This window comes from Rhizobium tumorigenes, assembly GCF_003240565.2.
Lineage (GTDB): Bacteria > Pseudomonadota > Alphaproteobacteria > Rhizobiales > Rhizobiaceae > Rhizobium > Rhizobium tumorigenes.
On sequence record NZ_CP117256.1, the window covers coordinates 699,558 to 713,378 of the forward strand.

Genomic DNA, 13,821 nt, shown 5'->3' on the forward strand with positions numbered 1-13,821 from the left:
TGTTCCAGATCGATGGGGCTTGGCATGGTCGGCTCCGCTTCGTTGGCAAAGATCTGGGCGCAAAAGTGCTCACACGGCGCCCGTGCCTTTTAAGCTTGCGCTGTGGGCGGCGACAAATAGGGGCGTCGTCGCATGCCTTCATCGTCCACCATCATATATCTGTGATGGTGCGCCGCGTCATATCGACCGATCAGGTCGACCGTTCCTGTATGGCGGACATAGTCGCACGCCAACACTTCACCTCATAGGATCGATCCGAGACGGGTCATTTGCCTTCCGCACGGACTTTTGGGAGTGGGCTCCGCTGAGGATCGGGCTCGGCATGGAACTCGTCATGCCGAACTCGGAAGGAGCGCACAAAAATGTCCCGCGGTCTGGGCGACGGTGCCCGATCTCTTGCGTCTCCACCTCCGGCAGAGCCATGGGCAAACTCGTCTCCCCGGCCCGCCGGCAAATTGAACGCGATCTCCCGGTCTGCAAGGCCGGACAGATCGCCTGACAGGTCGAACAGCTGCTGGGCGACGAGATGGACGACATCGCCTTCCCGCTGGATTTTGCCGTTGATCGCCATCATCGAGGCTCCCAGCACAACCCGACGCCGCCTTTCAAACAGCTTTGGCCAGACCACGATGTTCGCAGGTCCGGTTTCATCCTCGATCGTGATGAACATCACACCTTTCGCGGAGCCCGGCTTCTGCCGCACAAGAACCAGGCCTGCCGTCAGGACCCATCGACCATCCCGTGCCGTCATGGCCTCCTCGCAGGTCACGATGCTGCGCTTTGCCAGATCGGTTCGCAGGAAGGCGATCGGGTGGTCGCGAAGCGTGAGCCCGGTATGGCCATAGTCCTCCACCACATTATGGCCTTCGGTCATCTGCCTGAGCGCGACCTCGGGCTCCCGCTGCTCGGCGATCGTTTGCATCTCGCGATCGGCAGCAGCGGCAAACAAAGGCAGCGGCTCGTCGCGCAGCGCCTTGATCGCCCAAAGGGCGTCGCGTCTCTCGAGCTTCAGGGCCGGCCGAAACGCATCTGCCTCCGCAAGTTCGACCAGCGAGGCAGCCGGAACACCCGACCGGCGCCACATGTCATCGACGGAAGCAAATTCACTGTTCATTCGCGCGGCGACAATCCGGGCGGCGTCCGAGACGGCGAGACCTCTCACCATCCGCATGCCCAGCCGGACAGCATGGCGCTCGGTACTGCCGATCCGCTCCAGCGTGCAATCCCAACGGGATTGGTTGATACAGACGGGGCGGATCTCGACGCCATGGGCGCGGGCACAGCCGACGATCTGGGCGGGCGCATAAAAGCCCATGGGCTGACTGTTCAACAGGGCCGCGCAAAAGACGTCCGGGAAGTGGCACTTCACAAAATTGGACGCATAGGCGATCAGCGCGAAGGAAGCCGCGTGGGATTCCGGAAAGCCATAGGAGCCGAACCCCTCGAGCTGACTGAAGGTCTTTTCGGCGAACGCGGCGGTATAGCCGTTTCGCACCATACCCGAGACCAGTTTATCCTTGAACCGCGACACGCCCCCGCTGAACTTGAAGGTCGCCATGCTCTTGCGCAATTGGTCGGCCTCTCCGCCGGTAAAACCGGCACAGACCATCGCGACCCGCATCGCCGATTCCTGAAAAAGCGGCACGCCCAGCGTCTTCCCAAGCACGGCTTCCAGTTCCGGGGTGGGATACTCGACCTTCTCCTTGCCCTCACGCCGGCGCAGGTACGGATGCACCATGTCGCCCTGGATTGGTCCCGGGCGGACGATCGCAACCTGGACAACCAAATCGTAAAATGTCCTGGGCTTCAGACGCGGCAGCATCGCCATTTGCGCCCGGCTCTCGATCTGGAACGTCCCCAGCGTGTCGGTCTTGCGGATCATCGCATAGGTCGCCTGATCCTCCTGAGGAATTTTGGACAAATCCAGGTCTTCGTCCTTGTGCTCGCGGATCAGGTCGAACGCCTTGGACATGCAGGTCAGCATGCCCAGCGCCAGAACGTCCACCTTCATCATTTTCAGGGCTTCGACATCGTCCTTGTCCCACTCGATGATCTGCCTGTCTTTCATGCTGGCCGGCTCGATGGGAACGAGATCATCGAGACGGTCCCGCGTTAGAACAAAGCCGCCGGGATGCTGCCCGAGATGACGGGGTGCGCCCATCAGTTGCTGGGCCAGCTGCAGCGTCAGGACCAGCCGACGATCGTCGGGATTGAGATTGAGCTCTTTCACGTTACGGGAGCTCACCTCTTCCGACCACGACCACATGCCCGACGACAACGCCTTGATCAAATCTTCCGGCAGGCCCAGCGCCTTGCCGACGTCACGGATGGCGCCCTTGGCGCGATAGCGCGTCACGGTCGCGCAAAGGGCAGCCTTTTCCCGGCCGTAGGTCCTGTAGATCCACTGGATGACTTCCTCGCGCCGCTGGTGCTCGAAATCGACATCGATGTCCGGCGGCTCGTCCCGCTCCTGGCTGACGAAGCGCTCGAACAGGAGATCGTTCGTTTCTGGATCGATCGAGGTGACGCCAAGAATGTAGCAGACGGCCGAGTTCGCAGCCGAGCCGCGTCCCTGGCAGAGGATGCCTTGGCCCCGTGCAAACCGCACGATCGAAAACACGGTGAGAAAGTAAGGCGCGTATTTCATCTTCTGGATCAGGTCGAGCTCATGCCGGACGATCTGCAGCGTTTTTGGCGGCAGGCCTTCCGGATAGCGATCCGGCACACATTGCCAGACATAGTGTTCGAGGGACTCCTGGGCCGATTTTCCAGGAACGATGGCTTCTTCCGGATACTGGTAGGTCAATTCCTCGAGCGAGAATTTGCAGCGATCGACGATCTCCATGGTTCGCCGTAGCGCTTCTGGATAGCGAGGAAACAGACGCTCCATTTCCTCGGGCGGCTTGAGATACCTGTCGGCGTGACGCTCGCGTTCGAAACCGACCTCGTCGATCGTCGTATTGTTGCGAATGCAGGTGACAATGTCCTGCAACTGACGCCTCTCTGGCTCGTGAAACAGCACGTCATTGGTGACGACGGTCTTGACCTTGAGCCGCGCGGCCATATTCGACAGATCATGAAGCCGCAGCTGGTCGTTGGGGCGGCGTCTCAGCGACAGTGACAGATAGGAACGATCTCCAAAGACCTCGGTCAACCTGCGGAGTTGGACCGCGCAGATATCGTCGGTGATGTCCGGGATCAGGACACCGAGCAGGCCATCCGCATAGATCGCGACGTCGTCCAGATGCAGAATGCAGTTGTTCTTCCCGCCCCTTGCCTTCCCCAGCGTGATCAGCCGGGTTAGCCGGGAATAGGCAGCGCGGTCGGTCGGATAAACCAGGATCGACATGCCGTCCGCCAGATCGAGGCGACATCCGACCACCAGGCGCACGCCTGTTTCGCGCGAGGCCTCGAGAGCCCGGACGATCCCGGCAAGCGAGTTGCGATCGACGACCCCGATCGCATCGATACCCAGCGCCTTCGCGGTTGCAAACAGCTCCTGGGCCGAACTTGCGCCCCTTAAAAAACTGAACTGTGTGGTGACCTGAAGCTCGGCATATCTCATGCAAAAATTCCGTGGACAAACCAGGTGTGGGATCCGGTCCCGCCATCGACACCATCGCCGGAGCGGAAAATCCAGAGGCGCTCGCCTGCGTCGTCCTCAACGATGAAGTAGTCGCGAACCGCCGCCCATTCGGACGTGCGCTGCCACCATTCGCCGAAGATGCGCTCGGGCCCATCGGCGCGTCTGACCCGCCGGCGCTTGCCCCGCCACGTGACCGACACCGGCGGATGGTCGGGAAGCAGCGCGATCACCTCGACCTCCTCCGGATGGGCAAGCAGACGGACCGGACGCGGCCAATGATGCGACCAGAAGACGTCGATATCGTCAGCGGTGGCAGCAATTCGCCGGACGCTGCGCTCCGGGACATCGGAGGCCACCGGTGCCAGGCGGTAAACCCGCTGGCCGCGGTTGCCGAAGATGTCCACAAGCGGCGTGATATCCTGGACACCATCCTCGATGAACCACGATGTCGTCTGGGTCTCGCCGAGCGGCTGCGACAGGACGGCGACCAGGGTCAGCCTCTCGATGCCGAAACCTGGATCGATCCTTTCGGTGCGGTCCTTGAACAGCTTGGTGAGCCAGGCCACGTCCCTTGCAGGCTTTGCCGTTCCGGCACGAATGGCCTGGCGGGTATTGTCGACCGTGTCGATGATCAGGTCGGCACGCCGGACCCCCAGCCCTTGTCTTTGGAGTTCGGCGCAGAGCTCGACGACCAGGCGCCCGACATATTTATCGATCGTCTCGGCCGCACCGATCGGGTCCTGGAAAGAGCGAGCGACCGCAATCTGCCCAGGGCTTCTTATGGGCTCGATCGGCTCGCGGGCACGACCGACCATCTGGTCGAGCCGTCGCCCGATCTCGGGTCCGAAGCGAAGCGTCAGCGGCGCGCGCGGCGTCGCTGAGAGCTCCCCGATCGTGCGAAAGCCAAGGGTCCTGAGATCGCTGACGGTCTTGTCAGGCAGTCGCAGCAGCGCTATGGGCAAGCGCTCGACGGCGCGCACGGTCTCGCCTCTGGGTATGATGACCGTCTCTCTTTTGATCGCCCGTGCGCAGGCGTGCGCAGCGCCCCATGTGTCGGCAATGGCGACACGCGTTGTCAGACCCTTGGCGGCGAACCGATTGGCGATGCCCGTCAGCATGGCGCGCTCCCCACCCTTGAGATGGTCGGCGCCCTCCGTGTCCATGACGATGCCGTTGGGAGCGTCGACGGCAACGATAGGCGAATACTGGGTCAAAGCCCACAACGCGATCCGCTCAAGAGCCGCAGCATCGGCCTGCAGGTCCGCGTCGATCATCAGCAGTCCCTGGAACAGGGCCTGGGCTTTTGCAGCCGCCATGCCGATGCGCACACCTGCTTTTCTGGCGGGATCGTCGGCCGCCGACACCCAGCGTTTCGATCCGCTTTTTGCAATCACGGCAATGGCCTGGTCAACCGGAATGGCCGGATCGGCGGCGCGACGAATGCGATCCGTCGACAGATCCGGAAGGTAGATCGATACGACCCTGGTCATCACACGCTCCAACGATAAACTCGGCACAGGCGCCGGCCCGCGATCTCATCAGCTCCAGCAACCAGGTTGCCCGCCCGACGCCGGGCACGGGCAAGGCCACCGACGGCAGCACGCTCACGCGCCACCGCGTGACCGAAGCGGTCGGTTGACCGAAGTCGTTGGCTTCCGTCTGGCGGCGCCATCTGCGAACGACGAGGGCCAAGGTCCCCTTTTGTTCGGCGGCAAGCTGCAGGCGCCGGCTTTCCAGCATCGGCAGTCGCACGAGCTCGCCCACGACCGCGCCGAGGCCGCCATAGGACAAGGCCTCCTCCATGGAGGCAAGCACGTCCTCCTGCCGATCGCCCTCGACGAAGATGACGCGGTTCGCATCGAGGCCCGCTTGGGCCAGCGCCGGGAAAAACAGGTCTGGACGCGTCAGACACCAGACGATCTTGCCTTTGGTGCGGGCCGCAATCCCGGCAACGAACAGGGCGGCGGCGGCTCCATCGACGGCACCGACGCCACCGCCTGCGAACTCATGAAGAGCGCCGCGCGCAAGACCGCCTCCTGGCAGCACGGCATCGATCTCGGCGACACCGAAGGGCAGGCTTTCCAATGGCATCGCCGGGCCACGCCCAAGGGAGGCGATACGGCTGCGCAGATCGGCTATGACGTGCGCGCGTGCAGCCGTCATCGTTCACGCAATCCTCTCGGTTCGTGGGGCTCATCAGAACGACGTCATGCCGTTTTATCGATTGAAGTTCACGTTCTGTTCTGTCGCGCAACGAGAGTCAAGCCAGTATAAAATAGGAATATCCTCCTCCAATTTTAGCAAGGACGAAGATTCTTGAGCCGAATCAGCGCCGTATCCCCGTTTGCGCCGTGTCTGGCCTCACAAAAAAAATCGCTGGGCGCGTAGCTGGACGAGGCACCGGTTGCCTCCGGTCGCGGAATGGATGCGACCGGGGACACGGTTTACCTTTCGGGGGAAGGTTCGATGTGGCTCCCCGGTGGGGAGACCCCTTCGCCACTGTCGTGCAAAGGCTTGGCGGTGCCTATCGGCCGGAGACGCGGATCGCACCCGCCTCCCCCAGACTGCGTTGGACAGCGCCAACTTGGCTGGCGGCAATATCGGCGGACACCTCGATCTCGCCGCCAAGCGGCGCGTCATCGCGCGCACCCTCATTGTGGGACACGTCTCCGCCCGATGGCGAGGTGCCGACGGTGTTGTCAGCGGTGGTGGATTGGACGAAGATGTCCGGCCTTGCGATGCCGTGCTGCTGAACCAGATGCTCGACCGCCAGATCGGCTGCCGCGCGGGTCGCGAAGGTGGCTCGGATCGTCAGGGTGCTGTCGTCTGCCATGCGGCTATCTCCTCTTGCTGATGTCGCCGTTCACAACGTCTCTCGGCCCCACTGGTTTCCTCGTTTCCCGGCAGGTGAGCATCAGGCGTCTTGGCTATCGTTCCAGACGCTGGTATGTTCTCTTTTTGTTTCGCTGACATGCCCAGATGGCCGCCATGAACGACGTGACGCTACCGCCAACCCGCAAAATCATTCATGTCGACATGGATGCCTTCTATGCCTCGGTCGAGCAGCGCGACAATCCCGACCTGCGCGGACGGCCGCTGGCCGTTGGCGGATCGGCGGCCCGGGGCGTCGTGGCGGCGGCCAGTTACGAAGCGCGAACCTTCGGTGTCCACTCGGCCATGCCGTCCGTCACCGCCAGGCGGAAATGTCCGGAGCTGATCTTCGTGCCGCCACGCTTCGAGGTCTATCGGCAGGTGTCGCAGCAGATCCGGGACATCTTTGCTGAGTACACATCCCTTATCGAGCCCCTGTCGCTCGACGAGGCCTATCTCGACGTGACCGAAAACTTGATGGGCATGGAGATCGCCACGCACATTGCGCTGGAGATCCGCGCAAAGATCAAGGCTGTCACCGGACTCAATGCATCCGCTGGCATCTCCTACAACAAGTTTCTGGCCAAGATGGCAAGCGACCTGAACAAGCCGAATGGCCAGGCGGTGATCACGCCGAAGAATGGCCCGGGCTTCGTCGAAACCCTCCCCGTCAAGAAATTCCATGGCGTCGGGCCGGCGACGGCCGAGCGCATGAAACGGCACGGCATCGAGACCGGCCTTGACCTCAAATCGAAGTCTCTTGCCTTCCTCCAGCAGACGTTCGGCAAGTCCGGGCCCTATTTCTTCGGGATCGCCCGTGGCATCGACGAACGCCGGGTCAGGCCCGACCGGATCCGGAAATCCGTTGGCGCCGAGGATACCTTCGTCGAGGACATCGACGATCTCGATCTGGCCAAGGCCGAGCTGAGGCCGTTGGCCGAAAAGGTCTGGCGTTCTTGCGAGGCCAACGACATCAGGGGAAAGACGGTGACCGTCAAAATCAAATATTCGGATTTCAGCCAGGCGACCCGCAGCAAAACCCTGTCCGGACCCGTCTCGGATATCGACATGGTGCTGGAGGCCGCAGAGATCCTGCTTGCCTCGGTGTTCCCGTTCAAACGTCCTGTGCGACTGCTGGGCGTGACCCTGTCATCGCTGAACACGAGCGACCACGAGGCAGAACCGCAACTCGCCCTCGGCCTTTGACGCGATGGTCCCCAAACGAAAAGCCTGCCGCGGGAGGAGGAGGTGCGGCAGGCTTTCGAAAAGAACCGAACAGACAGCTTACGAGGAGGAAAGCCGCTGTTCCGACAGACGTCCCTGCGGGGGAGGAGTGGACGTCTGAATTCGAAGCGATGCGGGAGGAGATGCATTGCTTCGACGGCTAGAAGATATCCGATGTTTCAGCACATTAAATAGACTTTGTTGCAGCGCAGCCATGCGAAAAGCGACGAACTGGTTTGCGGAGGAAAAGTTGTCCCGTTTCCCTGATCGAAGGCGATCGGATATTCGTTTTAAGCGGGAAGGCAAGACTTGGCGAGGCATAGCGAGGTTCTTGGTTCCAAGCGCCCAGGGGACCTTTCGTCAATCTTGGCGCGTTTCACGATCAACGGAATTCGAAACATCGAGCGCGATACTGACTTCGACAACGAGAGTTATCGCAGCGGTGGCATCCGCCTCTATTATCCCGGGATGACAGGCGTGAAGTCTGAGCTAAAGGATGGCGTACTGCTCGAAGCCGGCTTCGATACAGTTACCCCCAATATCGAAAGGGATATTAGCTCCTGGGCATACGACTATGCGTCATTGCTGGTGGAACTGATCGACAATCGCGCGCTGTCCGTGCCCTGCTACGAACCCGGCTACACTCTGGTGGAAAAGCTTCAGACCATCTCCACAAAGTATCGACGGCAGCAGGAAACCGGACAATTGCCCGTCAATTTCCTTCGACATTATTATGACGTCTACTGCCTGCTGAACCAAGCCCACGTGCAAGCTTTCATCGGTACGGGCACGTATCGAGCCCACGTGCAAGCTTTCATCGGTACGGGCACGTATCGCGCCCACAAGAACCGGCGCTTCCCGAAACTCGACAATCCGGATATCAGCAGCAACCCGGCGTTCAGTCTTTCCAACCCCCAGATATTCGCACTTTACGAACGCGCGTATGAGCGGACCGCGGCCCCTATTATCATGGCAGGCCAAGCCTGAAAGAGATCCTCGCGCGCATCGCGTCATACGCGAAGCGTCTCTAGAGGTTCTCGTTGATCTAGGCTTGCACCGAGGGCGCCCAGAAAGTTTTCAACTGCTGTCACCGGCATTCTATCCGCGAAATGTCGGTTCGGACACGGAAACTGCGGTGTTGAAACTTGGCGAATGGAAGGGGTTCTGTCGAGCCCGCCCGCGAAAACCTTTAACTTTCAGTCATAGCTGGCAATCGCGTATCTCCTCCACCCGGCTCTTTTAAGGGTTGAACGGTCCTTGAGTCTAAAAAGGATGACCGGAGATTTGTGATTCGATAGAAGTCGCTTGCAAACCGGTCTCGGAAATTACAAAGGATCGAGTGGAACAGATGGGTGTATGATGAAGATCGACCGATTGCCGCTTGCTGGCCTGACAAAAATTACCCCTAACAGACTTGGTGATCATCGCGGGTACTTTTCCGAGACGTTTAAGGAGGGTTGGTTCCGCGAGAATGTGGCAGACGTCACATTTGTACAGGAAAACGAGTCTCTCTCGGCTTCTGTCGGAACGGTGCGTGGGTTGCACTTCCAGCTGGAGCCATTGGCGCAAGGTAAATTGGTGCGGTGTATCGCAGGAAGGATCTTCGATGTCGCCGTCGATATCCGCGTGGGATCGGCGACCTACGGACAATGGTACGGGCTCGAACTCTCAAAGGAAAACGGCGAGCAGCTCTGGATCCCGGCAGGATTTGCCCACGGCTTTGCGACCCTGGTTCCCGACTGCGTGATCTCATACAAGGTGACAGCGCCCTACAGCGCGGAGAACGATCGCGGCCTTCTGTGGAACGATCCAAGCATCGGTATCGCGTGGCCCCTGCCGCTCCAAGACGCCATCCTGTCCAACAAGGACAAGGAACAGCCAACTTTGGCGGAGCTTCCCGCATACTTTCAGATGATCAACGAATAAAGCCACGGAGACAGAAGAACATGCGCATTCTTGTCACAGGCGGAGCAGGGTTTATCGGTTCGGCACTCGTCCGTCATCTCGTGAAAGACGTCGGTGCCGAGGTCTTGAACGTCGACAAACTGACCTACGCCGGCAATCTTGCATCGCTCAGGGATGTCGATGGCGCCCAGAACTACAGGTTCCTTCGGGCCGATATCTGCGACCTGCAGAAGATGTCGGAGGCCATGGCCTCCTTCCAGCCAGATCGTATCATGCATCTGGCCGCCGAAAGCCATGTCGATCGTTCGATCAGCGGCGCCGCTGACTTCGTGCAGACCAATGTCATAGGGACCTTCAGCCTTCTGGAAGCGGCACGGCATTATTGGAACGACCTTCCGGCCGACCGTAAAGCGTCCTTCCGTTTCCTCCATGTTTCGACCGATGAGGTCTACGGCTCGCTCGGGGAAGAAGGCTTGTTCGAAGAGATCACGCCTTACGATCCATCCTCACCCTATTCCGCTTCGAAGGCAGCAAGCGACCACTTGGCGGTCGCATGGCACCACACCTATGGCCTGCCCGTTGTGGTGTCAAACTGCTCCAACAATTACGGTCCCTATCACTTTCCGGAAAAGCTGATCCCGCTCATCATCCTCAATGCCATGGATGGCAAGCCGCTCCCGGTCTATGGAAAGGGCGTCAATATTCGCGACTGGCTTTATGTCGAGGACCACGCGCGCGCCCTCGATTTGATCGCAGGGCGTGGCCGGTTGGGCGAGAAGTATAACGTCGGCGGTCGCAACGAGCGCCGCAACATCGACGTCGTCACCCGCGTCTGCGAACTGATGGACCAGCTGCGTCCCAAGGCAAGGCCTCATGCCGAGCTGATCACGTATGTTACCGACCGCCCCGGCCATGACGCGCGCTACGCCATCGACGCCACCAAGCTGGAGAGAGAGTTGGGTTGGAAAGCGCAAGAGAATTTCGACAGCGGTATTGAGCGCACCGTGCGCTGGTATCTCGACAATGAATGGTGGTGGCAGCCGCTGCGTCAGGGTGTTTATTCTGGCGAGCGTCTCGGCGTACTGAAATAGGTTCGGGAACAGTAACATGCGGATAGCCGTCACAGGAAAACGTGGACAAGTGGTGAGCGCGCTGATCGAGCGTGGGCCGTTTGCCGGTGTCGAGATTGTCGCTGTCGGCCGCCCGGAACTGGATTTGGCCGACAAGGAGTCCATCCGAACAGCTCTCGTTGACCTTAAAGCCGATGCGATCGTTTCGGCCGCCGCCTACACGGCGGTTGACAAGGCCGAGAGCGATGAGGCGGCGGCCTTTGCCATCAATGCTGACGGTCCGGCAGCGATCGCAACCATCGCCGAGGAACTCGGCATTCCAGTCGTGCACCTGTCGACCGACTACGTGTTTCCCGGCGACAAGAACGGTTTCTATGTCGAGACAGACGAGACAGGGCCTACCTCTGTCTACGGCAAATCCAAGCTGGCAGGCGAGCAGGCGATTGCAGCAGCGACCGCAAACCACGCAATCCTTCGAACCGCCTGGGTTTATTCGCCTTACGGTGCTAATTTCGTCAAGACGATGCTACGGCTGGCTGAAACGCGCGACGCCATAAACGTCGTTGCCGATCAACGGGGTACGCCGACCAGCGCTCTCGACATCGCCGATGCGGTGATCGCAATCGCTCAGCGGCTGGTCAAGGATGCCGTTCCGAAGTTGCGCGGTGTGTTCCATCTGACCGGCAGCGGCGAGGCGACCTGGGCGGAATTCGCCGAAGAGATTTTTGCCAATCTGCATCAGACAACCGGCAAGACGGTAACTGTCGGGCGCATCACCACCGCGGACTATCCGACGCCAGCCAGCCGACCGGCCAATTCACGGCTATCGAACGGCAAGCTCCATGATATCTACGCAATCGTGCTTCCGGACTGGCGACAGTCCACGAGAGTGGTTTGTGAAAGACTTTTAACGACCTAAGACATAGGGAGCGTTCCGGCTGCTGCCAAGCGGCTGGATGGGAGGACGCTTCTACAAAGACGCTCCCATCGTCTCATGACACAAGGAAAGAAGCATGAAGGGCATCATTCTTGCGGGCGGCTCCGGCTCTCGCCTTTATCCGATCACCATGGCCGTGTCCAAGCAGCTGATGCCGGTCTACGATAAGCCTATGATCTATTACCCGCTGACAACGCTGATGCTTGCCGGTATCAGGGAAATTTTGATCATCACAACGCCCCATGACAACGAGGCGTTCAAGCGCCTGCTGGGCGATGGCAGCAACTGGGGCATCTCCATCGATTACGCCGTGCAGCCTAGCCCGGATGGTCTCGCCCAGGCTTTCGTGATCGGTGCGGACTTTGTCGGCAGCAATCCCTCGGCGCTGATTCTCGGCGACAATATCTATTACGGCCACGGCCTGCCACAACTGTTAAAGTCGGGCGCAGACACTACCCGCGGCGCTCGCGTCTTTGCCTATCATGTCACAGATCCTGAACGATACGGCGTGGTCGAGTTTGACCACTCCATGAAGGCTCTTTCAATCGAAGAAAAGCCTGAGAAGCCGAAAAGCAACTGGGCGGTGACAGGTCTCTATTTTTACGACGAGCAGGTGGTCGACATTGCCGCTAACCTGAAGCCGTCCGCGCGCGGAGAGTTGGAGATAACGGACGTCAATCGCATCTATTTGGAACGCGGTCAGCTTTCGGTGGAACTGATGGGTCGCGGTTACGCATGGCTCGACACCGGTACGCCCGACAGTCTGCTCGAAGCCGCAGAGTTCGTCAGTACATTGGAAAAGCGCCAGGGCTTCAAAGTCGCCTGCCCGGAGGAAGTTGCCTACCGTATGGGTCATATCGACGACGCTCAACTGACAAAGCTCGCAATCGGCCTCGGCAAGAGCAGTTATGGAAAGTATCTGATGAAGCTCGCCGAGGCGCGAGACGACAGCGCGTTTTGAGATACCGTCTGCGGACCGCCGTCCGGTGACGGCGGTTCAACCGGCAGCGCGTCCCTGGCAGGCTGAGACCGTCCCATGGCATGGGTTCGTTGTCGTTCAGGACGCCAGAAAACGTCGGTAGAGCGCTGACACCTGCCCCTCCACATGCGCTTCCGTGAATCCAGCCACGATCCGCTCGCGGGCATCGACACCGGCCTTCGCCACCAGTGCGGGAGACGATGCCAGGGCACAGATCCGATCCGCGAGTGCCAGGACGTCGTCGGGTGGAACGAGCCAGCCCTCCTGCCCTTCCCGCACGAAGTCGCGGGTACCTGGAACATTGGTGGTCAGGATGGCCCGGCCGCAGGCGCCTGCTTCCAGGATCGAACGCGGCAGCCCTTCTCCGCCTCTGGTTGGCAGGCACGCCAAATCATGCGCGGCCCAAACCGACCGCACATCCTGTGTTGCGCCCTGCCATTTTATCCCCGGCCGCATCGACCAGCTGTTCAGCGTTTCTTCGGAAAGCGATCTCGGGTTGGATGGGTCCGGCGTGCCATACAAGGAAAGGCAGACATCATATCCGCGCGCACGGGCGATCGACACCGCTTCGACGGCGAGATCGGCTCCCTTGGACCAGACCATGCGGCTGACCATGGCGATTTTCAGTGCACCGGCCGTGGCCGGCGCGGCAGGCGTGTAGAACTGCGGATCGACCCCGGCGCCCGGCACGATGGTGACATTGGAAGCAGTGGGCGCCAGCCCGAAACTTAAGGGATCGGTGACGTTCTCGAAAAGAAACTGGTTTTGGCCGCGCAAGGCAATCAGCGTGATGGAACTCTTGATAAGACGACGCAAAATTCCAGCGCCTAAGCCCCTATTGGCAGTCAGCAAGCCGCCACCGGTAACCGCCATGACGCGGTTTCTAACCCCCGCCAAAGTGGCCGCGAGACCGCCGAGAATAATCGAACGCAACGCGATGCAGTGAACGATATCGACCTTTTCTGCCCGTAATATTTTTGCCATGCGCCGAACCGAAGAGGCGACGGCCAACGGTCCGATACTACGCCGTTCGACATTCAGCGGAATCACGCGAGCGCCCAGTCTTTCCAGGGTCGACCGACAACGGCCAACGCGGGTAATGATGAGCGGATCAAGGCCGGCATCCTGCGCGGCACGCAGCATGGGCAGGAAATGCGACACGAAAAACCAGTCTTCGGAAATGACGAAGGCGATGCGCGTTTTATTCGTAACCATGACGATGAGCCTAACCCTTCTGGTAGCGGAATGC

Annotated in this window: 11 protein-coding genes; 6 read left to right on the forward strand and 5 right to left on the reverse strand. The window is 60.2% G+C overall.

The window, feature by feature from the left end:
- Positions 1 to 265: 265 nt before the first annotated feature.
- From PR017_RS21000 to PR017_RS21015, 4 genes are all read right to left on the reverse strand, one after another.
- The gene (locus PR017_RS21000) at positions 266 to 3,565 is read right to left on the reverse strand and encodes an error-prone DNA polymerase (RefSeq protein ID WP_111217134.1); all 3,300 of its coding nucleotides are present in this window, start codon (positions 3,563 to 3,565) and stop codon (positions 266 to 268) included.
- Positions 3,562 to 5,076, reverse strand: coding sequence for a Y-family DNA polymerase (locus PR017_RS21005; protein WP_111217132.1), 1,515 nt, complete (start codon positions 5,074 to 5,076; stop codon positions 3,562 to 3,564). The genes PR017_RS21000 and PR017_RS21005 overlap by 4 nt, the downstream gene beginning before the upstream one ends.
- The gene (locus PR017_RS21010) at positions 4,994 to 5,749 is read right to left on the reverse strand and encodes an ImuA family protein (protein ID WP_111217130.1); all 756 of its coding nucleotides are present in this window, start codon (positions 5,747 to 5,749) and stop codon (positions 4,994 to 4,996) included. The genes PR017_RS21005 and PR017_RS21010 overlap by 83 nt, the downstream gene beginning before the upstream one ends.
- Positions 5,750 to 6,110: 361 nt before the next feature.
- A complete protein-coding gene (locus PR017_RS21015; RefSeq protein ID WP_111217128.1) occupies positions 6,111 to 6,419 on the reverse strand; it encodes a hypothetical protein in 309 nt (102 codons plus the stop codon).
- 155 nt (positions 6,420 to 6,574) lie between these two features.
- Here PR017_RS21015 and dinB point away from each other — a divergent pair, with 155 nt between their 5' ends.
- From dinB to rfbA, 6 genes are all read left to right on the forward strand, one after another.
- Positions 6,575 to 7,663, forward strand: coding sequence for a DNA polymerase IV (gene dinB, locus PR017_RS21020; RefSeq protein ID WP_111217156.1), 1,089 nt, complete (start codon positions 6,575 to 6,577; stop codon positions 7,661 to 7,663).
- A 384-nt stretch (positions 7,664 to 8,047) separates the two neighbouring features.
- Positions 8,048 to 8,668 carry a nucleotidyl transferase AbiEii/AbiGii toxin family protein gene (locus PR017_RS21025; protein ID WP_206423117.1) on the forward strand — a complete coding sequence of 207 codons (621 nt, stop codon included), beginning with the start codon at positions 8,048 to 8,050 and terminating at the stop codon, positions 8,666 to 8,668.
- Positions 8,669 to 9,040: 372 nt separating this feature from the next.
- Complete coding sequence (gene rfbC, locus PR017_RS21030; RefSeq protein ID WP_111217154.1) at positions 9,041 to 9,607, forward strand: dTDP-4-dehydrorhamnose 3,5-epimerase; 567 nt, start codon at positions 9,041 to 9,043, stop codon at positions 9,605 to 9,607.
- Between the two features lie 20 nt (positions 9,608 to 9,627).
- A complete protein-coding gene (gene rfbB, locus PR017_RS21035; RefSeq protein ID WP_111217126.1) occupies positions 9,628 to 10,677 on the forward strand; it encodes a dTDP-glucose 4,6-dehydratase in 1,050 nt (349 codons plus the stop codon).
- Between the two features lie 16 nt (positions 10,678 to 10,693).
- Complete coding sequence (gene rfbD, locus PR017_RS21040; RefSeq protein WP_111217124.1) at positions 10,694 to 11,575, forward strand: dTDP-4-dehydrorhamnose reductase; 882 nt, start codon at positions 10,694 to 10,696, stop codon at positions 11,573 to 11,575.
- Between the two features lie 94 nt (positions 11,576 to 11,669).
- Positions 11,670 to 12,554 (forward strand): glucose-1-phosphate thymidylyltransferase RfbA, encoded by an 885-nt coding sequence (rfbA, locus tag PR017_RS21045; RefSeq protein ID WP_111217122.1) that lies wholly within the window; start codon positions 11,670 to 11,672, stop codon positions 12,552 to 12,554.
- A 96-nt stretch (positions 12,555 to 12,650) separates the two neighbouring features.
- Here the strand turns inward: rfbA and PR017_RS21050 are convergent, their stop codons facing one another.
- Entirely contained in the window at positions 12,651 to 13,787 is a 1,137-nt protein-coding gene (locus PR017_RS21050; protein WP_111217120.1) for a glycosyltransferase family 4 protein, read from the reverse strand.
- Positions 13,788 to 13,821 lie beyond the last annotated feature (34 nt).